Here is a 25,096-nt window from a genome sequence, read left to right as displayed (position 1 = left end):
CGTCACGAGCCGGAGGGCTGCAGCTGGGTGAGCGTCTCGAAACCGCCCAGTTCCAGCCAGTTGCGCCACATCACGGCACCGGTCTTGGGCGCGCCGCCCGCGGCGGACGGCCAGTTCTTCCACACGCTGGTGCTGGACTGGGCCCACAGGCCGTTGTACCAGAGCGGGATGATCGGCATGTCGTCCAGATGGATCTTCTGCAGCTCCGAGATGATCTTCTGCATGCCGGCGGTGTCGTCGGTCTTGACCTGGTCGAGCTGCTCGACCAGCTCCCAGGCCTTCTTGTTCTCGTAGCGGGCGAAGTTGACCGTGTTCTGCTGCTTCTGGATCGGCAGCTGGAACATGTACTCGTAGTAGGTGTACGGGGAGTTCGACAGCTGCCGCTCGTTGTTGATGAGCAGGTCGAAGTCGCCCTTGGCCCGCTGCTCGACCAGGGCGTTGAAGTCGGGGAAGTCGGGCGTGATCTGGATGCCCACGGTCTTGGCGCTGGCGGAGATCGACCGGGCCGACTCCATCCAGTCGGTCCAGCCGGACGGGACGATGAGGCTCAGGCTGATCTTGGAGCCGTCCTTGTTCTCGACGTACCCGTCGCCGTCGCCGTCCTTGTAGCCCGCGTCCGCCAGCAGCTTCTTGGCCTTGGCCGCGTCGAAGGTGAAGCCGGAGGATGAGACCACGTTCTGGTCCACGTACTTGTCCCACTGGGGCAGCAGGCCGGTCGGGCTGGCGGCCTTGACCAGGTTGCCGTACACGCCTTCGACGATCTTCTTGACGTCCACGGAGGCGGCCAGCGCCTTGCGGAAGGCCGGGTCGTCCATCGGCTTCTTGGTGGTGTTGGGCACCAGCCAGGCGGTGTTGGCCGAGAGCATGTAAGGGGGCTCGTTGTAGTACGTGGTCAGCCCGAAGTTGCCCTGCACCAGGTTGGCCACGCCGGGCAGGAAGTTGTTGCTGAGGTCGAGCCCCTTCTGCAGCAGCATGCCCATCGCGACCTCGTTGCTCGGGGTGGCGATGTCGACGATGTAGCGCGGCTTGGGCTCCATGCCGAGCGCCGACTTGCCCCACCAGTCGTCGCGCCGCTGCAGCACCACGCGGTCCTGGTCCTTGCTGAGGAACTTGTACGAGCCCGTGCCCACCGGGTTCTCGTTGATGCCGTCGAGCACCTCCTGCTCAGAGCGGCCCTTCCAGACGTGCTCGGGGACGATCGAGCGGCTGTAGAGCATGAAGTCCCACTGCTGGTAGTTCGCCTTGGAGAAGGTGAACTTCACCGTCTGATCGTCGGTGGCCTCGACCGACTTCAGCCAGTTCCACAGGTGGTGGTACGGGATCGTCTCCATCTTGCCGAGCTCGAAGGAGAAGGCGACGTCCTTGGCGGTGAACGGCTGGCCGTCGGACCACTTGATCCCCGGCCGGAGCTTGACCTCGTACGTGGTGTCGCCGGTCCAGGCGCCGCTCGCCGCCAGCCACGGGCTCAGCTTGGCCGCGGTGGTGTCGTAGTGGAACAGCGTCTCGTACACCAGGCCCTTCGTGCCGACGGCCGAGTCCCATTCCCTGATGGGGTTGAAGTTGGGCGGCGGCCCCCACTGCGTGCCCGTGGTGTAGAGCGTCTCGTTGCGCGGCAACTGGTCGGGGTTGGCCACGGCGCCCTGGCTCTGCGGCTGGGAGGCCGGCGGGGTCGGCGTGGATCCGCCGCCGGTGCAGGCCGCGGCGAGCAGACCCGCCGCCACGAGCGGAATCAAGATCCGAGCCCGGTTACGCATCGCTTCTCTCCTTCCTCCGCGCACGGCGCGAAGGTTCGCAGATCTGGCTAGACACCCCGATGGGACGACCTCCGCCGGGCCGACCTGGGAGCGCTCCCAAGACTGAGGCGAAAGCCGGTGAGCGATCATTTTTCGGTAGATGGATGAGGACTGAGGGATCCGCTGAACCGGATAAGTACCGCGAACGTAAATTCCACGTGACCGCGCCGTCAAGAGCCGTGACGTTTTCGAGACGTGCTCCGGCAAACGCTCTCAACGGCCGGGATCCCCTCTGTGCAGGCACGATGCGGAACGGCCCGATTGACCGGTTCAACCCTTGGCGATCTTGCCAACCACGCGAGGTAGTCCGCCGTCCTACTTCTGTCACATATGCCAGAAAGGACTCAATGGTGAGACTTGTCCCCACAGCCGTCGCCACGATCGTGGCGATGGCGACGCTCGGCACGGCGCCGGCCCAGGCCGCGGCTCCCCGGCTGAAGATCGCGAAGATCTTCTACGACTCCCCGGGGGCCGACAGCCGCTCCAACAGCTCGCTGAACGCCGAGTACGTCACCCTGCTCAACACCACCAAGCGGGCTCTCAAGCTCAAGGGGTGGAGCGTACGGGACAAGACGGGTTACACCTACACGTTCATGGCCAGCGTCGTCCTGAAGGCCAGGAAGCGGATCACCCTCCGCTCCGGCCGGGGCACGGACGCGAACGGCCCGGGCGGCCGCATCGTGCACTGGAACCGCGACCGGTACGTCTGGAACAACGACCAGGACACCGCCTACGTCCGCGATCCCAAGGGCAGGCTCGTCGACTCGTGCTCCTACAAGGCCAGCACCGGGTCCGCCTCCGTCGGCTGCTGACCGCTCGCCGCCCGCAGGGGCTCCCTGCGGGCGGCGGGCCGTGCCGGGCTGGACGACCCTGGCAGACGTCCTCCGGGCACTTTCGCAAAAGCGGTCACACCAGCCGGGTGACCTTGCCGGTGTCGAGCGAGTAATACCCGCCCACGATCTTGAGCTTCCGGTCGGCGATGCGCGAGGCGAGCAGTTTGTCGGCCTTGAGGTCGGCCACGACCTTGGTGGTGTTGATCCGGATCATCCGGTCCACGTCCCCGCGGGCCAGCTCATAGGCCGGTCGCAGGTCGGTGACGATGCGTTGCAGGTGGCCGGGAAGCTTCTCGCCCTCCTTGAGGGCGTGGGCGGCGGCGGTGACCGCGCCGCAGCGCTGGTGGCCGAGCACCACGATCGCAGGTGTGTCCAGTTCGGCGGGGCCGTACTCGATGGCGCCGGCGACGAGGGGGTCGACGGTCTGGGCGGCGCTGCGTACGGTGAGGATGTCGCCGATCCCCACGTCGAAGACGATCTCCGGGGGGACGCGGGAGTCGATGCAGGTGACGACCACCGCGTACGGTTCCTGCTTCCTGGCGACCTCCGCGCGGCGGCCGAGGTCCTGGTGGGGACGGGTGGAGGCGTCGGCGGCCCAGCGCCGGTTGCCCTCGCGCAGCTTCGCCCACGCCTCGTCCGGGGTGGCGGGCCGGCGCGCGGAGGGTTGTGCGAGGCCGCGCGCCGGCCCGCCGTCTAACAGGACCCCTCCGGCGGCCAGTCCGGTGGCGAGTAGTACCGCACGACGGCCCATGATCTTCTTAGACATGGGATCCAGTATGCAGTACACCGTATGTGCCTTGACTGCCGGGGGCCGTCCTTCTCAGGCACGGCAGGGGCCTGCCTCGTACCTGCTACTCGCACAGCGTGACGGTCTCGGCGTCGCACTTGTCGGTGCCGTCGCCGCCGTTGGCGCTGTCCAGCCCGGCGGCCCCGATCAGGACGTCGTCGCCCGCGAGCCCCGCCAGGCGGTCGTCGCCGTCCTGACCGGCTGCCAGGTCCACGGCCGTGCCGCCGACGAAGGTGTCGGAACCCGCCCCGAGCGCCACCCGCGAGCGCAGCGTGGTCCGGTTCCTGACGTCGTCGTCGCCGTCCCCGGTGCTCACCGCGATGAGGGTGACGCCGGTGGCCGGGCAGGCCGACTGGTTCTTGCTGACCGCCACGCACGGAGCGGCCGGGATCACCACGTCGCCGTCGTTCTGGACGATCAGCCGGTTCCCTGCCTGCGCGACCGAGATGCCGTCGGACGCGGCGCCCGAGACGATCTGCAGCACCCCGCCCGACACGCTCACGTTGGTGGTGGCGTGGGCCGGCCCGGCCACCGCCATCAGCGCGGCGGCCAGCGCCGCCCCCGCGGTGAGCGCGCGCACCCCGTGCCGTCGCAGGACGGTGGCTCTGGAGCGGCGCTCTGTCCCCCGTGTCGTACTCATGTATCCCCCTCTGTCGGATGACAGGCCGCCGCGATCGGCGACCGGAGACGAGTACAACGCGGAACGGGACCTGCCCTCAGTGCCGGACCGGACAGGCCGTCTGTGGCGTTTTACCTGTCCGCGGGGTGATCAGAGCCAGCCCATGCGCTGGGCCGTGCGGATGGCCTCCAGCCGGTTCTGGGCGTTGAGCTTGGTCATGGCGCTGGACAGGTAGTTGCGCACGGTGCCCTCGGTCAGGTGCAGCTCGGCCGCGATCCTGGAGATCGTGGCCCCGTCGCCGGCCAGGCGCAGCGCGTCGCGCTCGCGTTCGGTCAGCGGGCTGTCGCCGGCGGCCATCGCGGCGGCGGCCAGCTCCGCGTCCAGGTAGCGGCCGCCCGACTGGACCTTGCGGATGGCCATGGCCAGCTCCTCGGCCGAGGCGTCCTTGCCGAGGAAGCCGCTGACGCCCGCCGCCATGGCCCGGCGCAGGTAACCGGGGCGGCCCAGGCTCGTCAGGATGACGATCTTGCACTGGGAGCTGATCCGCTCGGCCGCGCTCAGCCCGTCCATGCCGGGCATCTCGATGTCGAGCACGGCCACGTCGGGCCGGTGTTCGGCGACGGCGGCCACGACCTCGTCACCCCTGCCCACCTGGGCGACGACCTCGATGCCGTCCTCCAGGTCGAGCAGGGCCGCGATGGCCCCGCGGATCAGGTGCTCGTCGTCGGCCAGCAGCACGCGTGTGGTCATGCCGGCACCGCCGCCCTGAGCCGGTAGCGGCCGTCCGCGGTGGGCTCGGCCTCCAGGGTGCCGCCCGCCGCGCGTACCCGCTGGGCCAGCCCCGCCAGGCCGTTGGGCGCGTGTTCGCCCGCGGGCCCGCTCACGCCGTCGTTCGACATCTCCAGCACCCCATCCTCGATCGTGATCGTGCAGCGTTCGGCCCTGCTGTGCTTGAGGACGTTGGTCACGCCCTCGCGGACGACGGTGGCCAGCAGCGTCCGCGTCTCCGGTGGCAGCGCGCCGGTGTCGGCGCGCACGGTGCAGCGCACGCCGGCCGCCTCCAGCACCGCCCGTACGCTGGCCAGGACCTCGTCCAGGTCGATGGCCCGGTAGTTCTGCACGGCGGCGCGCACCTCGCGCAGCGACCGCCTGGCCAGGTCGCGCACCTCGAACATCTCGGCCGCGGCCGCATCCCGGTCGGAGGCGAGCGCCCCTTCGGCCCGCTCGGTCCGCCGCGCGACGTCGGCGAGGCTCTGGCCGAGCAGGTCGTTCAGGTCGCGGGCGAAGCGCAGCCGCTCCTCCGAGACCGCCAGTCTGGCCAGCGCCTCCTCACCCTCGTGCGCCTCCGTGGTCAGGCGCCAGAGCGCCAGGTTGGCCCACACCACGGCCAGGCAGATCACCGTGAACACGGTCTGGACCAGTATCAGCAGGGAGATGATCCACCCGCCGATCCACCACACGAACAGGTTGGCCAGCACGATCGAGGCGAAGGCCACCACGATGGCCACGCGCTTGCGGACGAAGGGCGCGAGCAGCCCCAGCCAGGTGGGGATCGCCCAGATCTGCGCGAAGATGACCAGCAGCGCCACGGCGAGCACGCCGGTGACCGCCAGCACGACGGTGGGCCGCCTGCCGCCCTGCACCGCGATCCGGAACGGACGGGTGCTGAGCACGTTGAAGGCGAGCAGCACGACGACGCCGCCCAGCACCGCGAGCGGCGGCATGCCCTGCTGCCAGTTGAGGTAGAAGGCGTAGTAGCCGAACAGGGGGAAGAACAGGATGATGTCCGTGCAGTAGACGATCAGCCAGCGGACCCTGGTCAGCTTGGAGGAGTTCCTGATCCGGTCCCACGCCTTCACGCCGGCACCGCCGCGCGCAGCAGGAACTCCCCGTCCTTGGTCGGCTCGGCGGAGAACGAGCCGCCGGCCGTGACCAGCCGCTCGGACAGGCCGCGCAGGCCGTTGCCGGGCGTGGCGGGTGCGGCGGGCCGCTCCCCCACCCCGTCGTTGACCATTTCGAGCACGCCCCCGTCGATCCTGATCGCGCACCGGGTGGCCGCGCTGTGCTTGAGGACGTTCGTGCCGCCCTCACGCACCGCCCAGGCCAGCAGCGTCCTGGCGTCCGGCGACAGGTCGTCGAGCCGGGTCTCGATCACGCAGCTCGCGCCCGCAGCCTCCAGCGCGGTGCGTACGCCCGCGAGCTCCTCCTCCAGGTCGAGCGCCCGGTAGTCGTGCACCGCCTGCTGCACCTCGAACAGCGACTTGCCTGCCAGCCGGCGCACCATGGCCATTTCAGCCGCGGCACGGTCGACATCCTCGGCGGCGTCCTTGGTGGCGAGCTTGGCGGCCAGTTCGCTCTTCAGCGTGATGACCGACAGGCTGCGGCCGAGCAGGTCGTGCAGGTCGCGGGCGAAGCGCAGCCGCTCTTCCGCTACGGCCAGCCGGGCCCTGGCCTCCCTGCTCTTGTGCGCGTCCCTGATCACCCACCAGAGCCAGCGCCACACCAGCATGCCCAGGACCATGATCGTGCAGTTGAAGGCCGCGACGGCCAGCAGGCCCGGCCACGTCTGCCAGTCCTGCGCGACGTAGGAGGACAGGAGCAGGACCACGGTCACCGCGAGCAGCACCGTCGGCCACGGCCGCAGATAGAGCGAGGCCAGCGCCACCCACAGCAGGGCCGCGTCCACCCACGTCGTCGTCATGTCGCTCGTGTGCGGCAGCACCGGCACCAGGGCGGCCGCGCAGGCCCCGCTGACCAGCAGCAGCGCCGACGGCCTCGGCCGGTGTTCGAAGGCCCGCCGCATCAGCACGGGGAAGATGCCGAAGGCGCCCATCAGCAGGAGGACGGCGAACACCGCCCTGAGCGGCGCCAGCCGTCCCTGGACCGTCATCACGACGCTCCAGGACGTGTACATGAGGAAGACCAACGCCATCGAGGCGTCCATCCAGTACAGCAGGAGCTTCTTCGCGGTCTCAGGACGTGTCGCCATCACGCCCTCCCCCGCCGCCTGAATCCTTCCCGGTCAGCGGAATCCTACCTATAGGACGAGGTACGCCAAAGAATGCGGGAAACGTCCGGCTCAGGGGTGACCCCGCGCAACGACAGCCAGGCCAGCCCGTGGTGGGCGGCGTAGGCGGCCAGCTTGCGGGCGTCGAGTTCGCTCAGGTCGTCCCGGCCCGCCAGCACCGGCGTCAGCGCGATGCGCCGCCATGCCTCGCCGGGCTCCGCCAGGCCCTGGGCCCGCGCGATCTGCTCTTCGGCCGCCCGAACGGCGGTGGCCACCCGGCCCAGGCGGGCGCCCCGTGTGGTGCGCGGCTCGATGGGGGCCAGCAGGTTGACGGTGGCGACCTCCGCGCCTGCCTGGCGGGTGGCGCGCAACATGGCCACGTCGCCGGGGGTGAGCCCGTCGTGCCGCAGCGGCAGCGTGAAGCTGACCCGGAGCCGCCGTTCGCGCTGCACGGCCTGGATGGCGCGGGCCCGGCGCAGCACGGCGGCCCTGTCGGCGCTGTCGCGGACCTCGAAGGCGAGCTCGGCGGCGTCGAAGGCCCCGACCACCCGGCGGTAGGCGGCGCTCAGGCCACCAGGCCTGGTGCAGGTGGCGGCCAGTTCGCGGCCTGCCGGGCCGCCGAGCACGGGGGCCGCGTCGCCGCCCATGGCTCTGAGCCTGGCGAGCCGGCCCGCCATCGGGCTCCTGCGGGGGCCGGCCTGGCCGCTCCACCTGGGCGAGCAGCCGTCGCCGCCGGCGACGAGGTGGCCGAGCGCGTACCGGCGGACCCCGGTGCGGCGGGACTCGGCGGGCAGGTCGATGCCCGGCTGCCTGGCCAGGTCCACAAAGCCGACGAACCCGACAAACCCTGCGGGCGGCTCGCCGGCCTGGTCCGGTAAGGGCGCGGGCGTGGCGGGCGGGCGCGCGGCGGGCGGGCGTGACGGGGAGACGGCGCCCGCCGGGAGCATCCTGATCGCCACGGCGGTGGCGGTGGCGAGCAGAAGGGCTCCGAGCAGGGCGAGCGGGCGCGGGAGCGTGCCCGGCTCCCTCTTGTGCCGAGACATGTGGCCACCCCAGGTGGTCGATCGGCTACGGAACGGCGCTGGCGGGTGGAACGCTAGCAACCCCGCGCGGCGGCGCGCGGGCCTTTTCCGGTACGCGTCCGTTGTGTGCGGATAATGTGCACATGAAGTTGCGGATCTTCACCGAACCTCAGCAGGGCTCCACGTACGACGACCTGCTGTCCGTCGCCCAGGCCACCGAACGGCTGGGTTTCGACGCTTTCTTCCGTTCTGACCACTATTCGCGCATCAACCCCGGCGACCCGGGCGCCGGCTCGTCCGACGCCTGGATCACCCTGGCCGGCCTGGCCCGCGAGACGTCCAGGATCCGCCTGGGCACGCTGGTGACACCGGCCACGTTCCGGCTGCCGGGGCCGCTGGCGATCAGCGTGGCCGGGGTGGACCAGATGAGCGGTGGCCGGGTGGAGCTGGGTCTCGGCACCGGCTGGTTCGACGCCGAGCACGCGGCGTACGGCATCCCGTTCCCGCCGGTGGGCGAGCGGTTCGCCCGGTTCGAGGAGCAGCTGGAGATCATCACCGGCCTGTGGACGGCGGAGAAGGACTACTCCTTCGAGGGCAGCTACTACCGGCTGGCCGACTCGCCCGCGCTGCCCAAGCCGGTGCAGTCGCCGCGCCCGCCGATCATCATCGGGGGCTTCGGGACCAAGCGCACGCCCCGGCTGGCGGCCACGTACGCGGACGAGTACAACCTGCCGTTCCACACCCTGGCCGACACCGGCGCGGCCTTCGACCGGGTGCGCGCGGCGTGCGAGCAGACCGGGCGCACGCTGACACTGTCGGTGGCGCAGACCACCGTGGTCGGGGCCGACGAGGCCGAGATCGAGCGGCGCGCCGCCGCCATCGGCGAGGACGCGGGACGGCTGCGCGAGAACGGCCTGGCGGGCACCCCAGCCGAGGTCGTGGAGAAGATCGGGAAGTTCGCCGAGCTGGGGGCGGACCGGTTCTACCTGCAGATCCTCGATCTGCAGGACCTGGAGCACCTGGAGCTGATCGCCGCCGAGGTGCTGCCGCACGTGGAGTAATCGATTGGACACTTCGCGGCGTTACGGCAGACTTGGCCCGTGCTGCTGACGATATCGACCACTGGCTCGACCCCTGGCAGGCCCGCGACCGATCTTGGTTTCCTCCTGCACAAGCATCCTGAGCGCGTGCAGGAGTTCGGGCACTCATTCGGCACGGCCACGGTGTTCTATCCCGAGGCGGGCGACGAGCGCTGCACGGCCGCGCTCCTGCTGGAGGTCGACCCGATCGCGCTGGTCAGGTCACGCGGCAAGAACTCGCCCGACTTCACCCTGTCGCAGTACGTCAACGACCGGCCCTACGCGGCCTCCTCGCTGCTGTCCGTGGCGCTGGCCGACGTCTTCAGGACGGCTCGGGCGGGCCGCTGCAAGGCCCGGCCCGAGCTGCCCGGCCGGCCGCTGCCGCTGGAGCTGCGCCTGCCCGCGCTGCCCTGCCGGGGCGGCCCCGAGCTGGCGCGGCGGCTGTTCGAGCCGCTCGGCTGGGAGGTGGACGCCCGGCCGGCGCCGCTGGACGAGGGCTTCCCCGAATGGGGCGACTCCCGCTATGTCGGGCTGACCCTGCGCGGCACCGCACTCCTGTCCGACGCGCTCAACCACCTGTACGTGCTGCTGCCGGTCCTCGACGACGCCAAGCACTACTGGATCGCGCAGGACGAGGTCGACAAGCTCATCAGGGCGGGCGAGGGCTGGCTGCACGGCCATCCGGAGCGCGGCCTGATCTCCCGGCGCTACCTCGGCCGGCGCTGGGCCCTGGCGCGTACGGCGCTGTCGCGGCTGGCGGAGCTGGGCGACGAGGTGGAGGAGGAACTGGAGCCCGCGGTCGAGGAGGACGCCCCGGCCGAGACCACCGCCTCCGACGAGGCGGCCGCCGCCGAAGCCGAGGCCGCCGCCTCCGAAGCAGCCACCTCCGGCGAAGCCGCCTCCAGGGAAGCCGGGGCCGCCGTATCGGAAGCCGAGACCGCCTCCGTACCGGAAGGTGAGGCCGCAGCGGGCCCGGGGGCCAAACCGAAGCCGCTCAACCTCAAGCGGCGCGAGGCCGTGCTGGCCAAGCTGGAGGAGCTCGGCGCGTCCAGCGTGATCGACCTCGGCTGCGGCCAGGGCGAGCTGGTCGGCGCGCTGCTGTCCCGGCCCAGGTTCACGAAGGTCGGCGGCATGGACGTCTCGCCGATGGCGCTCACCATCGCCGCCCGCAAGCTGCGCCTGGAACGCATGCCCGACGCCAAGCGCGCCCGGCTCACCCTGTTCCAGGGCGCGCTCACCTACACCGACAAGCGGATGACCGGCTACGACGCCGCCGTCCTGATGGAGGTGATCGAGCACGTCGACCCGCCGCGCCTGCCCGCGCTCGAACGAGTCGTGTTCGGCCACGCCAAGCCCCTCCACGTGCTCGTCACCACCCCCAACATCGAGCACAACGTCCGCTACGAGTTCCTGACCGGCCTGCGTCACCCCGACCACCGCTTCGAGTGGACCAGGGCCGAGTTCGCCGCCTGGGCCGCCCGGGTCGCGGACCGCTACGGCTACCAGGTCGCCTTCGAACCGGTCGGCGACGACGACCCCGAAGTCGGCCCGCCCACCCAGATGGGAGTGTTCACCCGTGATCAGCGTTCCTGAGCTCTCCCTCGTGGTGCTCGTCGGTGTCTCCGGCAGCGGCAAGTCCACGTTCGCGAGCAAGCACTTCAAGCCCACCCAGGTCATCTCCTCCGACTACTGCCGCGGCCTGGTCTCCGACGACGTCAACGACCAGTCGGCCACCCCGGCGGCCTTCGACCTGCTGCACCACATCGTCGGCGTGCGCCTGGCCAGGGGCCTGTTCACGGTGGTCGACGCGACCAACGTCCAATACCAGGCCCGCAGGAGCCTGATCGACCTGGCCAAGCGCCACGACGTGCTGGCCGACGCGATCGTCCTCGACGTGCCCGAGGAGCTGGCGATCGAGCGCAACGCCGGCCGGCCGGAGCGCGACTTCGGCGCCGGCGTGGTGATCCGGCAGCGCAAGGACCTGCGCCGCTCGCTCGGCAAGATCCAGCGGGACGGGTTCCGCCGGGTGCACATGCTGCGGGGCACCGAGGAGATCGACCAGGCCGTGATCACGTACGAGAAGGCGTGGTCCGACCGGACGGAGCTGACCGGCCCGTTCGACATCATCGGCGACGTGCACGGCTGCCGCTCGGAGCTGGAGACGCTGCTGCGCGAGCTGGGCTGGCGCTTCGACGGGCCGCTGCCGCGCCATCCCGAGGGCCGCACGGCCGTGTTCGTCGGCGACCTGGTGGACCGGGGCCCCGACACGCCGGGCGTGCTGCGCCTGGTCATGGACCTGGTCGAGGCCGGCACCGCGATCTGCGTGTCGGGCAACCACGAGCAGAAGCTGGTGCGCGCACTCAACGGCCGCAAGGTCACCGTCGCGCACGGCTTGCAGGAGTCGCTCGACCAGCTCGCCGCGCAGCCGCCCGAGTTCGTGGAGCGGGCCAGGACGTTCATGGACGGCCTGCTCAGCCACTACCGGCTCGACGGCGGCCGGCTGGTGGTCGCGCACGCCGGCCTGAAGGAGGCCTACCACGGCCGCGCCTCCGGCCGGGTGCGCTCGTTCGCCCTGTACGGCGACACGACCGGCGAGACCGACGAGTACGGCCTGCCGGTGCGCTACCCGTGGGCCGACGAATACCGGGGCCGGGCCATGGTCGTCTACGGCCACACGCCCACGACCAGGCCGGAGTGGGTCAACAACACGATCTGCCTCGACACCGGCGCCGTGTTCGGCGGCCATCTGACCGCGCTGCGCTACCCGGAGCGCGAGATCGTCCAGGTTCCGGCGGAGAAGGTGTGGTACGCGCCGGCCAAGCCGCTCGGCGACGCGGCCCGCGACCCCGGCATGCTCGACATCGACGACGTGATCGGCACCCGGCACGTGGAGACGCGCTTCGCCACCACGGTCAAGGTCAGGGAGGAGAACTCCGCCGCCGCGCTGGAAGTCATGAGCCGCTTCGCGGTCGACCCGCGCTGGCTGGTCTACCTGCCGCCGACCATGGCCCCGCCGGAGACCTCCCGGCTCGACGGCTACCTGGAGCACCCGCACGAGGCGTTCGAGGAGTTCGCCGGCGCCGGGGTGGGCGAGGTCGTGTGCGAGGAGAAGCACATGGGCTCGCGGGCCGTGGCCGTGCTGTGCCGCACTCCCGAGGTGGCCCAGGCCAGGTTCGGGGTGGGCGACGGGAGCGCGGGCGCCCTCTACACCCGTACCGGGCGGCCGTTCTTCGCCGACACCGGACCGCTGATCGACCGGCTGCGTGAGGCGTGCGAGCCGCTCTGGGCTGAGCTGGGCTCCGACTGGGTGGTGCTCGACTGCGAACTGCTGCCCTGGTCGGCGAAGGCGGGCGAGCTGATCAGGTCACAGTACGCCTCCGTCGGGGCGGCGGCCCGCGCCGCGCTGCCCGAGGCGGTCGCGGCGCTGGAGGCGGCGGCCGGGCGCGGCCTGGGTGTGAGCGAGCTGCTCGACCGCACCCGGCGCCGTACCGGCAACGCTGCCCTGTTCCGCGACGCCTACGCGCGTTACTGCTGGCCGGTCGACGGCCTGGAGGGGATCAAGGTGGCGCCGTTCCAGATCCTGGCCTGCGAGGGGCGGGCCACGGCGCTGGAGCCGCACGCCTGGCACCTGTCCACGCTGGCGCTGCTCGACTCGCCGCTGATCACCACGACCCGGCACGTCTTCGTCACCCTCGGCTCCCCCGAGTCGCGGGCCGAGGCGACCGCCTGGTGGGAGGAGCTGACGGCGGCCGGCGGGGAGGGCATGGTGGTCAAACCCGCCGTGCCCACGCCCGGCCGGGTGCAGCCGGGGGTGAAGGTGCGCGGGCGCGAATACCTGCGCATCATCTACGGCCCCGACTACACCGAGTCGCTCGACGTGCTGCGCCGGCGTTTCCTCGGCAAGAAGCGCTCCCTGGCGCTGCGCGAGTACGCGCTCGGCCTGGAGGCGCTGTCGCGGCTGGCCGACGGCGAGGCGGGCTGGCGGGTGCACGAGCCGGTCTTCGCCGTGCTGGCGCTGGAATCGGAGCCGGTCGACCCGCGCCTGTGATGCGAATACGAGGGTGATCGCAGGGTAGTTCCCCGACCATTCAGGGGAAGGACCGGCATGGCTACTCAGTACACCCATAACGAGCATCTCGGTCATGTCGTGTTCATCACGGCGGCGGCCGCGATCGGCGGGTTCCTGTTCGGCTACGACAGCTCCGTCATCAACGGTGCGGTGGTCGGGATCCAGCAGCACTTCCGGGTGGGCGCGGTCGAGATCGGGTTCGTGGTGGCCATCGCGCTGCTGGGCTCGGCCCTGGGCGCCTGGGCCGGCGGCGGGCTGGCCGACCGGTGGGGGCGTACGCGCTCGATGCAGATGGCGGCGATCCTGTTCGCGATCAGCTCGATCGGCCAGATGTTGCCGTTCGCGGTCTGGGACCTGGCGTTCTGGCGGGTGGTCGCGGGCTTCGCGATCGGTATGGCGTCGGTGCTCGGGCCCGCGTACATCGCCGAGGTGGCCCCGCCCGCCTACCGGGGGCGGCTGGGATCGTTCCAGCAGCTCGCCATCGTGCTCGGGATCGCGGTGTCGCAGCTGGTCAACTACGTGATCGCGCAGCTGGCCGGGGGCAAGGTCAACAACGTGCTGCTCGGTCTTGAGGCCTGGCAGTGGATGCTGGGCGCCTGCGTCGTACCGGCCCTGCTGTATCTGCTGTTCGCCCTGAACATCCCCGAGTCGCCGCGCTACCTGATCATGGCGGGCCGCACCCAGCAGGCGCGCCAGGTGCTGGCCGAGGTCGAGGGCGACGACGTGGACCTCGACTCCCGCATCTCGGAGATCCAGAACGTGCTGCGCACCGAACGGGTCCCCGGGCTGAAGGACCTGCGCGGCAGCGCGCTGGGGCTGCTGCCGATCGTGTGGATCGGCATCGTGCTCTCGGCCTTCCAGCAGTTCGTCGGCATCAACGTGATCTTCTACTACTCGTCCGTGCTGTGGCAGTCGGTCGGCATCAACCAGAGCGACTCGCTGCTGATCAGCTTCTCCAGCTCGATCATCAACATCATCGGCACGTTCATCGCGATCTCGCTGGTCGACCGGATCGGACGCAAGCCGCTGCTCATGATCGGCTCGGCCGGCATGGCGATCTCGCTGGCCACTGCGGCGTGGGCGTTCAGCTTCGCCGGGGGCGCGGGCGAACCGGTCACCCTTCCCGCCGTGCAGGGCGCCGTCGCCCTCATCGCCGCGAACCTGTTCGTGCTGTTCTTCGCGCTGTCGTGGGGCGTGGTGGTCTGGGTGCTGCTCGGCGAGATGTTCCCCAACCGCATCCGCGCCGCCGCCCTGGGCGTCGCGGCGGCGGCCCAGTGGATCGCCAACTGGCTGATCACCGTGTCGTTCCCGGCCATGTCGGAGTGGAATCTGCCGCTGACGTACGCCATCTACGCCCTGTTCGCCCTGCTGTCGTTCCTCTTCGTGACCAAGTGGGTCAGGGAGACCAAGGGCCGCAAACTCGAAGACATGGGCTAGTCTCCGGCACGTGCTCGACGACGTTCTCGGCCCCTCGCTCGACGTGCTGTTCTGCGGCATCAACCCCGGCCTGATGTCCGAGGCCACCGGCCGCCACTTCGCGCGGCCGGGCAACCGCTTCTGGCCGGCGCTGCACCTGTCCGGTTTCACGCCGCGCCTGCTGGCTCCGTCGGAGCAGCACCTGCTGCCCTCGTACGGGCTGGGCATCACCAACATCGTGCCCCGGGCCAGCGCCAAGGCGTCGGAGCTGACCAGGGATGAGCTGGCGCGGGGCGGGGCCGAGCTGGCCGTGAAGGTGGCCCAGGTGGGCCCCAAGGTGCTGGCCGTGCTCGGCATCTCGGCCTACCGTACGGCCTTCGCCCGCCCCAAGTCGGTCATCGGGCCGCAGGACGAGCTGGTCGGCGGGGTCCGGGTGTGGGTGCTGCCGAACCCGAGCGGCCTCAACGCCCACTGGACGGTCGCCACGATCGCCGGGGAGATGGCCCGCCTGCGCGCATCTCTGTGACCATGGTTCCGCCTGCCACGTGACGGCGCTTAAGTGACGGCGCTCAGGTGACGGCGCTCAGGTGACGGCGGCGCTGCGTGTGGCAGCGCCTTTCGTGACGGCGCGGGCTCGCCGGCGAGGGTCAGGGTGAGGGTGCTGCTTGGTTCCGGCGGGTTGTGCGCCCGCCGGGCCCTGTCCGCGCTCGCCGGTGAGCCCGGCCGTCCGCGCGCGTCCACATCGAGGACGGGCGCGGCGTGCGTCCCCTGTGCGTCAGCGTGCGGCGAAGTCCTGGGTCCAGTAGATCTTGCCCTTGGAGTCCTTCACCGCGCCGACGCCGATGAGGTTGTACTTGCAGTTCATGATGTTCGCCTTGTGGCCGGAGCTGTTCATCCAGGCCTGGACGACCAAGGCGGGGCTCGTCTGTCCTGCGGCGATGTTCTCGGCCCAGCCGGAGCCGCCGGTGAAGCCGGCGCCCTTGATGCGGTCGAGGAAGCTGCGCCCGTCCTGCGAGGTGTGGCTGAAGTAGTTCTTGGCCGCCATGTCGGCGGAGTGCCCGTGAGCCGCCTCGCGCAGCTGCGGGTCGTGCTTGAGAGCCGAGCAGCCGCCCTTGGCGCGCTCGGCGTTGGTCAGCCTGACGACCTCGTTCTCCTCGGCCGAACCCACGCCGCCGGACGCCGGAGGCGGGGTGGTGGGGGTGCGGGTGGGCGTGGGGGTGACCGTGCGGGTCGGCGTGGGGACCGGTGTCCCGGGCGACGTCGCGCTCGGGGAGGGCGTCGGAACGCCGCTGCCCGGGGTGCAGGCCAGCCTGACGGCCCGCGACTTGACGGTGCGCCCGCGGTAGTCGGTCGCGGTCGCGTAGTAGGTGCCGGGGACGCAGGGCAGCGCCAGCGTGAGCCGGCCCTTCCTGGTGGCGCCGCTCTTGACGACCCGGTCGGGACCGGGGACGGCCCGCTGGATGCGAATGCGCAGCAGCGCCGGGGTGAAACAGCCACGGCGGGCGGCCGACGTCTGGATCTTCAAGGTGTCGCTGACGCTCGGCTTGAGCACGCTGACGCGACACCGCGCCGCCTCCGTCGTCGCGGCGGCCTCGGCCGCGCTCACGGGTGCGGCGATCGCGGCCAGGCTGACGGCTGCGGCGAGTACCCCAAGGGGTCTACGCATAGGGGTCTTCCTCCAGTTGCGGTAGACGCTGGATGGCACCGCATTCTGTCGGGACCGATACTGATTTGTCATCAAAACTGGGACATTTTCCTAAAGCGGAAGTAAACCCGAGTGACGACTGAGGCGTCTGCGCAGTCCACAGGGTGTGGACCGGAACCCCGGCGGGCACGCGTGAAACGGCCCCCGCACCACAGGTGCGGGGGCCGGGGTCACGGCGCGATCACGTGAGCCGAATCACTCGCGGTCGAGCAGCGCCACGCACTCCACGTGATGGGTCATCGGGAAGGCGTCGAAGGCCCGCAGATCGGACAGCGCGTACCCGCGCTCGCCCAGCCAGGCCAGGTCGCGGGCCAGCGTGGCCGGGTCGCAGGAGACGTACACGATGCGCAGGGCCTCCAGCGAGGCGATCCGGTCGACCACGTCGCGGCCCAGCCCGGCCCTGGGCGGGTCGACCACGACGAGGTCGGCCCGTTCGATCTGGAAGCGGTCGAGCGCCTCCTCCACGCGCCCTCGCTCGATCTTGGCCTGCGGCAGGTCGCGCAGGTTGGCGCGGGCGTCGCGGACGGCCGCGGCCTCCGACTCCAGCCCGAACACCGCCCCCTCGGGCCCCACGGCCTCGGCCAGCCCGGCCGCGAACAGCCCGACCCCGCAGTAGAGGTCGAGCGCCCACTCCCCCGGCTCCGGCGCCGCGTACGCCAGCACCGCGTCCAGCAGCGTCTCCGCGGCCCCTGGATGCACCTGCCAGAAGCCGCTGCCCGCGACCCGGAACTCCCGGTCGCCCACCTGCTCGTGCAGCACCCCCGAGCCGCGCCGGGGCACCGTGCGGCCCTTGCCCTGGTCGAGCAGGATCGAGGCGGGCGCCTCCAGGTCGGGCACGGTCACGCTGCGCCGGGGCCTGGGCGCGACCACCACGGCCCGGTCGCCGCCCGAGGAGGCGATGACCTCGACCCCGGCGGCCCCCGGCCACAGGTGCTCCTCCACGCCGACCGCCTCCACCTCGGGGTGGGCGATCAGGCAGGCGTCGACGACCTCGATATCGTGCGAACGGTGCCGGCGGAAGCCCAGCTCACCCCCCGGCGTGGCGGCGAACTGTACCCGCGTGCGCCAGCCGAGCCCGTCCTTCGCGCCCGGCACCTCCTCGACCACGACCTCGCGCTCGATGCCCGCCAGCCGATGCAACTGCTCGGCCACGACCTGCGCCTTCAGCCGCCGCTGTGCCTCGGGCGTGGCGTGCTGCCAGTCGCAGCCGCCGCAGCGCCCCGGCCCCGCGTACGGGCACGGCGGCACCACCCGGTCGGGCGATGCCTCCAGGATCTCCACGGCGTCGGCCCGCAGGAAGCGGGTGGTCTCCTCGGTCACCTCGGCGATCACCCGCTCGCCCGGCAGGGCATGCCGGACGAACACCACCCGCCCTTCGTGGCGCGCCACACACCAGCCGCCGTGGGCGACCGGACCTACCGTCAGCTCGAGAGATGCCTGTTCCACACCCGACACCCTAGCGTCCACCCGCTATGACCACTTATCCGACTTGGTCCACTACTCTAGGTGACCGTGGACAGGTCGAGGGTGGTGCGACGGCGGCTCGGCTTCGGCGGCACGCTGCTGGCCACGCTGTTCGCCTGCGCCTCGCTGACGCCGTCGCTGCTGCCGCGCACCTGGCTCTACCAGGGCGTGATGGGGGCGGTGACCGGCATCCTCGGTTACGCGGCCGGCGCCGGGCTGGGGGCCCTCGGGCGGGCCGTGATCCCGTACCGGCCGCCGGAGCGGTGGCGGCGGATCGCCTGGCAGGTCCTGCTCGGCGTGTGCGCGGGGCTGATCGTGGTGTCGCTGTCGTACAGCCTGGACTGGCAGCGCGACCTGCGGGCGCTCATGGGCATGGACACGGAGATCGCCTGGTTCCCGCCGCTGATCCTGGGCGTGACGCTGGCGCTGTTCGCGGCGGCCCTGCTGACCGCCCGCCTGGTCCGGCTGGGCGGGCGGCGGCTGAACGCCTGGCTCGACCGGTACGTCCCCGTCTACGTCGGCCACGCCATCGGCGTGCTCGTCATCGGCCTGCTGGTGGCGGTCGTGGCCAACGACGTGCTGTTCAACGGGTTCGTGGCCAGGATGAGCGACATCTCGTCCGTGGCCAACGAGGGCACCCATCCCGGCGTGCGCAGGCCCGTGTCGGCGTACGTGTCGGGCGGGCCTGGCTCGCTCGTCACCTGGGAGTCGCTCGGCAGGGAGGGCCGCCGCTTCACCGGCACCGCCGCGACCCCGGCCCGGCTCACCGCCTTCTCGGGACGGCCGGCCACCGAGCCCATCAGGGTTTACATCGGACTTGACAGCACCACGTCGCCGCGGTCCCAGGCGGCGCTCGCGGTACGCGAACTGGAACGCACAGGAGCCTTCGACCGACCGGTGCTGGCCGTGCTGGGTACCACCGGGACCGGCTGGGTGGACCCGCGCATCGCCGACACCCTGGAGTACCTGTACGACGGGCGCTCGGCCATGGTCGCGCTGCAGTACTCCTACCTGCCGAGCTGGGTGTCGTTCCTGGTCGACCGGGACAAGGCGGCGGCTTCAGGGCGGGCGCTGTTCGAGGCCGTACGCGAGCGGTGGGCCCGGCTGCCCGCCGGGTCGCGGCCGAAGCTGGTGCTGTCGGGCGAGAGCCTGGGGTCGTACCAGATGGAGAAGTCCTTCCGCGACCTGCGCGACCTCGTGGCCAGAGCGGACGGCGCGGTGTTCGTGGGCCCGCCGAACGCCAACCCCATCTGGAGCCACCTCACCGCCGCCCGCGACCCCGGCAGCCCCGTCTGGCGGCCCGTCTACCAGCGCGGCAGGACAGCCAGGTTCGCCCAGTATCCGGTGGATCTGTCCAGGCCGGGCACACCCTGGCCACCGCCGCGCGTGGTCTATCTGCAGAACGCCTCCGACCCCGTGGTGTGGTGGTCGCCGCGGCTCATCTACCGCAGGCCGGCCTGGCTGGAGGGCCCGCGGGGGCCGGGCGTGAACCCGCAGATGAACTGGTTCCCGCTGGTCACGTTCTGGCAGGTGCTGGTGGACATGGCGGTGGCGCTCGACGTGCCGCCAGGGCACGGCCACCGCTACGGCGCCAACATCGTGGACGGCTGGGCCGCCGTCGCCGCGCCGCCGGACTGGAACGCCGGCGACACGCGGCGCCTGCGCGCGTTGATCAGCGCGAGGTGATCTGACCGTCGTCCTTGACAGTCCGGTGCCACGGACGGCGCACGGCCCCGGGCGCGAACGGCTCGGGCCGGCCGAGCAGCCGGTCGGAGGAGTGCAGCTGCCACGGCACGCTGGTCACCATGACCCCCGGTTTGAACAGCAGCCGCGCCTTCAGGCGCAGCGCGCTCTGGTTGTGCAGCAGGTGCTCCCACCAGTGGCCGACCACGTACTCGGGGATGAAGACGGTCACCACGTCGCGCGGCGAGCGCCTGCGCAGGGTCTTGACGTAGTCGATGATCGGCTGCGTGATCTCGCGGTAGGGGGAGTCGAGCATCTTGAGCGGCACCGGGATGCCGCGCCGCTCCCACTCCTCCTGCAGCTTGCGGGCCTCCTCGCCCTCGACGCCGACGGTGATCGCCTCCAGCGTGGAGGGCCGGGTGGCTCGGGCGTACGCGATCGCGCGCATGGTCGGCTTGTGGATCTTCGAGACCAGCACGATCGCGTGGTTGCGCGCGGGCAGCATGGCCGGCTCGTAGTCCTCGGTGAGCTCCAGCTCGGCCGCCACGTTGTCGTAGTGACGCCTGATGCCCTTCATCATGAGGAACAGGATCGGCATGGCGATCACCACGATCCACGCGCCGACCAGGAACTTCGTCAGCAGCACGACGATCAGCACCAGCCCCGTCATCACGCCGCCGAAGAAGTTGATCACGCGCGAGCGGTGCATCTGGTGCCGCGCCTTGGGATCGGTCTCGGTCTTCAGGTGGCGGGTCCAGTGGATGACCATGCCGGTCTGACTGAGTGTGAAGGAGACGAAGACGCCGACGATGTAGAGGTTCAGCAGGCGGCTGACGTCGGCGTCGAACCCCCACAGCAGCAGGCAGGCCGCCGCGGCCAGGATGATGATGCCGTTGGAGAAGGCCAGCCGGTCGCCGCGCGTGTGCAGCTGGCGTGGCAGGTAGCGGTCCTGGGCCAGGATCGAGCCGAGCACGGGGAAGCCGTTGAAGGCGGTGTTGGCGGCCAGGAAGAGGATCAGCGCCGTCACCGCCGAGATGAACACGAACGGCAGCGAGCCGCCCCCGAACACCGCGTCGGCCACCTGGGAGATGATCGGCTGCTGGTAGTAGCCGGGCCCGACGGGCGTGCCGTCCGGCCGCAGCAGGTCCTCGGCGACCACGGACGGCTCGGCCACCTTCACCCCCGAGGCCAGGCCGAGCGCGATGATGCCGCCGAACATGGTGATCGCGACCAGGCCCATCATGAGCAGCGTGGTGGCGGCGTTCTTGCTCTTGGGCTTCCTGAACGCGGGCACGCCGTTGCTGATGGCCTCGACCCCGGTCAGCGCGGCGCAGCCGGAGGAGAACGCCCGCAGCACCAGGAAGGCCGCGGCGAAGGCGGTCAGGTTGGTCTGCTCGGGCGCGATGCTGAAGTGGGCGCTCGGCGCCCGGATCTCCTCCCCCAGCACCAGTAGCCGGAAGCCGCCCCAGGCGATGAGGAACAGCACGGAGAACATGAACGCGTATGTGGGGATGGCGAAGGCGGCGCCGGACTCGCGGATGCCGCGCAGGTTCACCACGGTGAGCAGGACGACGATGGCGATGGCGACGGCCGGCTTGTGCTGGCCCACGAACGGGATCGTGGCGCCCACGTAGTCGACGCCGTTGGCCACCGACACCGCGACGGTCAGCACGTAGTCGACCATCAGGGCGCTGGCGACGGTGAGCCCGGCGTTCTTGCCGAGGTTGGTGGTGGCGACCTCGTAGTCGCCGCCGCCGCTGGGGTAGGCGTGCACGTTCTGCCGGTACGACGCCACCACGGTGAGCATCACGACCACGACGGCGACCGCGACCCAGGTGCTGAAGGCGTAGAAGGAGACGCCGGCGAGCGACAGGATGACGAGAATCTCCTGCGGCGCGTAGGCCACGGAGGAGAGCGCGTCACTGGCGAAGACCGGCAGGGCGATCCGTTTGGGGAGGAGTTGCTCGTGGAGCTGCCCGCTGCGCAGGGCGCGCCCCACGAGCAAGCGTTTGACAAGATCTGTTACCTTCGCCACGTAACCAGATGCTAGCCCCACGCCGACGACCTAAACGAGGCGCTCCCCCATCGGTCCATACTGGTGTCGAGCAACCGGCCGACCGCGGAAGTGCGGGGGGAAATGCATATAGTGATCATGGGGTGTGGCCGGGTCGGATCGACCCTCGCCCACATCCTCGAAGACAGCGGACATTCCGTCGCCATCATCGACCGTGACCCGCAGGCGTTCCGCCGCCTGCGCGCCGGCTTCCGGGGTCGGCGGGTGACCGGCGTGGGCTTCGATCGCGACGTGCTCACCGAGGCCGGCATCGAGTCCGCCACCGCCTACGTCGCGGTCTCCAGCGGAGACAACTCCAACATCATCTCCGCCCGGGTGGCCCGCGAGACGTTCGGCGTCGACAACGTGGTGGCCCGCATCTACGACCCCCGCAGGGCCGAGGTCTACCAGCGGCTGGGCATCCCCACCGTGGCCACCGTGCGCTGGACCGCCGACCAGATCATGCGCCGCATCCTGCCCGAGGGCGCCGAACCGCTCTGGCGCGACCCCTCCGGCACCGTCGTGCTCGCCGAGGTCACCGTCCACCCGTCCTGGATCGGCACCCGCGTCCACGACCTCGAAGCCGCCGCCAGGGCGCGCGTCGCCTTCATCAACCGTATCGGCGAGGCCGTGACCATCGCGGACGACACCGTGGTGCAGGAGGGCGACGTGCTGCACGTCATCGCCGCAGAGAGCGACATGGATCGGATCAACAAGGTGCTCGCCGCGGCACCGGAAGAGGACCACTGATGCGCGTCGCCATCGCCGGAGCAGGCGCCGTGGGCCGCTCCATCGCGGCCGAGCTCCTGGAGAACGGCCACCAGGTCCTGCTCATCGACGTCGACCCCCGAGCCATCAAGATCGACAGTGTGCCGCGCGCCGAGTGGCTGCTGGCCGACGCCTGCGAGATCGCCTCGCTCGACGAGGCCGGCCTGAACAACTGCCACGTCGTCGTCGCCTCCTCCGGCGACGACAAGGTCAACCTGGTCGTCTCCCTGCTGGCCAAGACCGAATACGGCGTGCCGCGCGTGGTCGCCAGGATCAACCACCCCAACAACGAGTGGCTGTTCAACGAGTCGTGGGGCGTCGACGTCGCCGTCTCCACGCCGCGCCTGCTGAGCGCGCTGGTCGAGGAGGCGGTGAGCGTCGGCGACCTGGTCCGGCTGATGACCTTCCGCCAGGGCCAGGCGAACCTGGTGGAACTGACCCTGGCGGACGACGCGCCGGTGGTGGGGCAGCGGGCGGGCTCGGTGCCCTGGCCGGTGGACTCGGCGCTCGTGGCCATCCTGCGGGAGGGCCGGGTGCTGGTCCCGACGGCGGACGATCCGCTGGAGGCGGGGGACGAACTGCTCTTCGTCGCCAACCAGGAGGTGGAGCAGGAGCTGGCCCACCTCCTCTCGCAGCACTGACTTTCGCAGCACTGACTTTCGCAGCACTGACTTTCGCAGCACTGACTTTCGCAGCACTGACTTTCGGAGCGCTGAGCGAGCCCGGCTCCCCCCCCGCTGGGGGAGCCGAACGTGGCGATGCCGGTTCAGGGTTCGGGGTTCAGGCGAAGAAGTCGATCAAGGTGCGGGTCATCCATTCGGGCGCTTCCTCAGGCAGGAAATGCGCCGCACCCGGTGCGATAGCGCCGGTGGTGTTCGAGGCGACCTGCCGCACCGCCTGCTCGACGCCATCGCCCATGCCGTGTTCGCCCCCGATGGCCAGAACCGGAATGTCCAGCGGCCCCTCGGCGGCCAGCGCGACCACCTGGTCCCCGGACTCTCCCGCGCGGTAGAACTCGAAGCTCGCGCGCAAGGCGGCGGGGTCGCGCAGGGCATCGACGTAGACGTCGACCGCAGCTTGTGGGATGGCCTCGGGAGACGCGGCCTTGGTGGCGAACTGGTAACCGAAGTAGATCTCCTCGCGGCCCGACACCATGCGCTCGTTGATCTCGGCCAGGCGGTTGAAGACGAAGTGCCAGGCCAGCTCGTTGACCTCGGGAGGCATGAGCAGCGGGGGCATCGGGGTGAAGCCGGCGAGGACGGCTTCGGCCAGCACCAGCTTGCTCACCCGGTCGCGATGGCGGGCGGCGAGCACGTAGCCGACCATCATCCCCATGTCGTAGCCCGCGACGTGAAAACGGTCGTGGCCCAAGGAGGTCATCAGGCCGGCCATGTCATCGGCCAGCGTGACCGCGTCGTACCCGCTGGCGGGCTTGCTGCTGGCACCCATGCCGCGCATGTCGGCGGCCACGACCGTGAAGTGCTCGGCGAGAGCGGGCATCACCAGCCGCCAGCCGTACCAGAACTGCGGCCACGCCGGCAGCAACAGCAACGCCGGGCCGGACCCGCCGACCACGGCATGCAGTTCGACGCCTTTGACGTCGACAGTGCGGCTGGTGAAGATCTCGCCGAATCCGGCGGGCAGGTGTGGGACGGCGTCTGTGGTGAAAGGCATCGGTGTCTCCTCGTACCGGACTCAGCCATAAGTGGATGAGTCATCCGTTTCACCGTAGCATAAACGGATAAAGTATCTGTTTATGCCGTGGGTATGACCGCCCCGCCGTCATGGAGCCCGGCCTCAGGCGTGCGGGTCGTCCTTGCCGAGCGACAGGCCGTGCTCGTTCGCGAAGACCCGGCGGCACAGGCCGTGGCAGAACCCGTACACGGTGCCCTCGTGGACGAGCGTCAGGGCGGAGTCGCCGAGCTCGACGCCCATGCCGCAGATCGGGTCGATCACCCTGCCGGGCGGCTGCTCCGGCACGGGGGCACGCAGCGCGGCGCCGTCACGGTAGGGGCGTGAGACCAGCTCCGTGAGGTCCAGGCTGCTCATGGACCGGCCGTAGATCCCGATGCCGCCCTCGGTGACGCCCTCCGTGAGGATGATCGCGTGCGGTTGGCGCCGCACCCGGTCCGGGTCGCGCCCCGCGGCCCGTTCGGTCTCACCGAGGGCCTCGGTGACGACGCGCACGACGTGCTCGCACATGTCCTTGCGCCACGACGCGGGAACGGTCACGCGGACCACGTAGCGCGGCGGGTCCGCTGGGTCCGCCGCCGGCCGCTCGCCGAGCACCCACGTGGCCGGCTCGTGCAGGAGCACCTGCGTGATCGTGCGCTGGGCGTCGATGATCTCGATGGCGTGGCTGTCGTCCTCGACCATCAGCCTGTCGATGAGCCCGCGGCCCAGCGCCTGGCGTTCGTCCTCGCTCAGCGCGTTCCTGGGCACGAAAACCTCGATGAGCAGCATCGCGCGTTCAACCCCTTCAACCGGACGTCCGGACGGACCTCCAGCATGCCCCGTAGGGGTATATGACGGCATCACGCAGCAGATGCATTGATTTTGTACTGCGAGCGAAGTATTCACGGCCCGACCCGCGTCCTCTCTGTCGTGTCTACCGTTTATACAAGCAGATACAACTAGTAGACGTGTGCAATCGACAACGTCTAGTATTCCCATGTGACGCTGCGTCGCTGATCGACCACGAATCACTCATCACTTCACCGCATCCCCGCTTCCCAGCGGTCGGCGGAGCGGTGCCCACAGCCGGGTGCCCCTCCCCCCTGCCGACCGCCGTCCCGCCA

General features: G+C 70.6%; 21 protein-coding genes. 9 read left to right on the top strand and 12 right to left on the bottom strand.

The window, feature by feature from the left end; genetic code table 11:
• Nucleotides 1–2: 2 nt before the first annotated feature.
• On the bottom strand, nt 3–1,754 hold the full coding sequence (locus AB0C27_RS16500; RefSeq protein ID WP_357844168.1) for an ABC transporter substrate-binding protein: 1,752 nt from the start codon (nt 1,752–1,754) through the stop codon (nt 3–5).
• Nucleotides 1,755–2,140: 386 nt separating this feature from the next.
• Between AB0C27_RS16500 and AB0C27_RS16495 the strand changes: the two genes are divergently transcribed.
• The gene (locus AB0C27_RS16495; RefSeq protein WP_357844165.1) at nt 2,141–2,605 is read left to right on the top strand and encodes a lamin tail domain-containing protein; all 465 of its coding nucleotides are present in this window, start codon (nt 2,141–2,143) and stop codon (nt 2,603–2,605) included.
• Nucleotides 2,606–2,699: 94 nt separating this feature from the next.
• Here AB0C27_RS16495 and AB0C27_RS16490 read toward each other — a convergent pair whose 3' ends face one another.
• The 6 genes from AB0C27_RS16490 to AB0C27_RS16465 form a co-directional block, all read right to left on the bottom strand.
• Nucleotides 2,700–3,392 carry a carbonic anhydrase gene (locus AB0C27_RS16490; RefSeq protein ID WP_357844161.1) on the bottom strand — a complete coding sequence of 231 codons (693 nt, stop codon included), beginning with the start codon at nt 3,390–3,392 and terminating at the stop codon, nt 2,700–2,702.
• 85 nt (nt 3,393–3,477) lie between these two features.
• Nucleotides 3,478–4,053: a hypothetical protein gene (locus AB0C27_RS16485; RefSeq protein ID WP_357844158.1), complete on the bottom strand. Its 576-nt coding sequence runs from the start codon at nt 4,051–4,053 to the stop codon at nt 3,478–3,480.
• A gap of 129 nt (nt 4,054–4,182) precedes the next feature.
• The gene (locus AB0C27_RS16480) at nt 4,183–4,782 is read right to left on the bottom strand and encodes a response regulator transcription factor (RefSeq protein WP_357844155.1); all 600 of its coding nucleotides are present in this window, start codon (nt 4,780–4,782) and stop codon (nt 4,183–4,185) included.
• Nucleotides 4,779–5,891 (bottom strand): histidine kinase, encoded by a 1,113-nt coding sequence (locus AB0C27_RS16475; RefSeq protein WP_357844152.1) that lies wholly within the window; start codon nt 5,889–5,891, stop codon nt 4,779–4,781. The genes AB0C27_RS16480 and AB0C27_RS16475 overlap by 4 nt, the downstream gene beginning before the upstream one ends.
• The gene (locus AB0C27_RS16470) at nt 5,888–7,021 is read right to left on the bottom strand and encodes a histidine kinase (RefSeq protein ID WP_357844149.1); all 1,134 of its coding nucleotides are present in this window, start codon (nt 7,019–7,021) and stop codon (nt 5,888–5,890) included. Before AB0C27_RS16470 ends, AB0C27_RS16475 begins: the two co-directional genes overlap by 4 nt.
• Before the next feature lie 44 nt (nt 7,022–7,065).
• The gene (locus AB0C27_RS16465) at nt 7,066–8,082 is read right to left on the bottom strand and encodes a hypothetical protein (protein ID WP_357844146.1); all 1,017 of its coding nucleotides are present in this window, start codon (nt 8,080–8,082) and stop codon (nt 7,066–7,068) included.
• A 122-nt stretch (nt 8,083–8,204) separates the two neighbouring features.
• Here AB0C27_RS16465 and AB0C27_RS16460 point away from each other — a divergent pair, with 122 nt between their 5' ends.
• From AB0C27_RS16460 to mug, 5 genes are read left to right on the top strand one after another with little or no spacing between them, the layout of a single operon-like run.
• Nucleotides 8,205–9,122: an LLM class F420-dependent oxidoreductase gene (locus AB0C27_RS16460; RefSeq protein ID WP_357844143.1), complete on the top strand. Its 918-nt coding sequence runs from the start codon at nt 8,205–8,207 to the stop codon at nt 9,120–9,122.
• A 39-nt stretch (nt 9,123–9,161) separates the two neighbouring features.
• Complete coding sequence (locus AB0C27_RS16455; protein WP_357844140.1) at nt 9,162–10,733, top strand: 3' terminal RNA ribose 2'-O-methyltransferase Hen1; 1,572 nt, start codon at nt 9,162–9,164, stop codon at nt 10,731–10,733.
• Nucleotides 10,717–13,188, top strand: a complete 2,472-nt coding sequence (locus tag AB0C27_RS16450) for a polynucleotide kinase-phosphatase (RefSeq protein ID WP_357844137.1) — start codon at nt 10,717–10,719, stop codon at nt 13,186–13,188. The genes AB0C27_RS16455 and AB0C27_RS16450 overlap by 17 nt, the downstream gene beginning before the upstream one ends.
• A 57-nt stretch (nt 13,189–13,245) precedes the next feature.
• Nucleotides 13,246–14,646: a sugar porter family MFS transporter gene (locus tag AB0C27_RS16445; RefSeq protein WP_357844134.1), complete on the top strand. Its 1,401-nt coding sequence runs from the start codon at nt 13,246–13,248 to the stop codon at nt 14,644–14,646.
• Nucleotides 14,647–14,656: 10 nt separating this feature from the next.
• Nucleotides 14,657–15,151 carry a G/U mismatch-specific DNA glycosylase gene (gene mug, locus AB0C27_RS16440; RefSeq protein WP_357844132.1) on the top strand — a complete coding sequence of 165 codons (495 nt, stop codon included), beginning with the start codon at nt 14,657–14,659 and terminating at the stop codon, nt 15,149–15,151.
• 249 nt (nt 15,152–15,400) lie between these two features.
• On the opposite strand, the gene AB0C27_RS16435 is transcribed toward mug, so the two are convergent.
• Both AB0C27_RS16435 and AB0C27_RS16430 read right to left on the bottom strand, forming a co-directional pair.
• On the bottom strand, nt 15,401–16,291 hold the full coding sequence (locus AB0C27_RS16435) for a CAP domain-containing protein (RefSeq protein WP_357844129.1): 891 nt from the start codon (nt 16,289–16,291) through the stop codon (nt 15,401–15,403).
• Nucleotides 16,292–16,525: 234 nt separating this feature from the next.
• Entirely contained in the window at nt 16,526–17,776 is a 1,251-nt protein-coding gene (locus AB0C27_RS16430) for a class I SAM-dependent RNA methyltransferase (protein ID WP_357844126.1), read from the bottom strand.
• A 66-nt stretch (nt 17,777–17,842) separates the two neighbouring features.
• Between AB0C27_RS16430 and AB0C27_RS16425 the strand changes: the two genes are divergently transcribed.
• Nucleotides 17,843–19,480, top strand: coding sequence for an alpha/beta-hydrolase family protein (locus tag AB0C27_RS16425; RefSeq protein ID WP_357844123.1), 1,638 nt, complete (start codon nt 17,843–17,845; stop codon nt 19,478–19,480).
• Here AB0C27_RS16425 and AB0C27_RS16420 read toward each other — a convergent pair.
• Nucleotides 19,467–21,512 (bottom strand): APC family permease, encoded by a 2,046-nt coding sequence (locus AB0C27_RS16420; protein ID WP_357844120.1) that lies wholly within the window; start codon nt 21,510–21,512, stop codon nt 19,467–19,469. The genes AB0C27_RS16425 and AB0C27_RS16420 overlap by 14 nt on opposite strands.
• A gap of 102 nt (nt 21,513–21,614) precedes the next feature.
• On the opposite strand from AB0C27_RS16420, the gene AB0C27_RS16415 reads away from it, so the two are divergent.
• Together AB0C27_RS16415 and AB0C27_RS16410 are read left to right on the top strand one after the other, a co-directional pair.
• On the top strand, nt 21,615–22,280 hold the full coding sequence (locus AB0C27_RS16415; RefSeq protein WP_357844117.1) for a TrkA family potassium uptake protein: 666 nt from the start codon (nt 21,615–21,617) through the stop codon (nt 22,278–22,280).
• Complete coding sequence (locus AB0C27_RS16410; RefSeq protein WP_346101203.1) at nt 22,280–22,939, top strand: TrkA family potassium uptake protein; 660 nt, start codon at nt 22,280–22,282, stop codon at nt 22,937–22,939. Before AB0C27_RS16415 ends, AB0C27_RS16410 begins: the two co-directional genes overlap by 1 nt.
• 139 nt (nt 22,940–23,078) lie before the next feature.
• On the opposite strand, the gene AB0C27_RS16405 is transcribed toward AB0C27_RS16410, so the two are convergent.
• Together AB0C27_RS16405 and AB0C27_RS16400 are read right to left on the bottom strand one after the other, a co-directional pair.
• A complete protein-coding gene (locus AB0C27_RS16405; protein ID WP_357844113.1) occupies nt 23,079–23,972 on the bottom strand; it encodes an alpha/beta hydrolase in 894 nt (297 codons plus the stop codon).
• A gap of 123 nt (nt 23,973–24,095) precedes the next feature.
• Nucleotides 24,096–24,761: a hypothetical protein gene (locus tag AB0C27_RS16400; protein ID WP_357844110.1), complete on the bottom strand. Its 666-nt coding sequence runs from the start codon at nt 24,759–24,761 to the stop codon at nt 24,096–24,098.
• Nucleotides 24,762–25,096 lie beyond the last annotated feature (335 nt).

It is taken from the genome of Nonomuraea sp. NPDC048882 (assembly GCF_040649755.1).
GTDB lineage: Bacteria > Actinomycetota > Actinomycetes > Streptosporangiales > Streptosporangiaceae > Nonomuraea > Nonomuraea maheshkhaliensis.
This window is presented reverse-complemented; position numbering and strand designations above follow the sequence as displayed.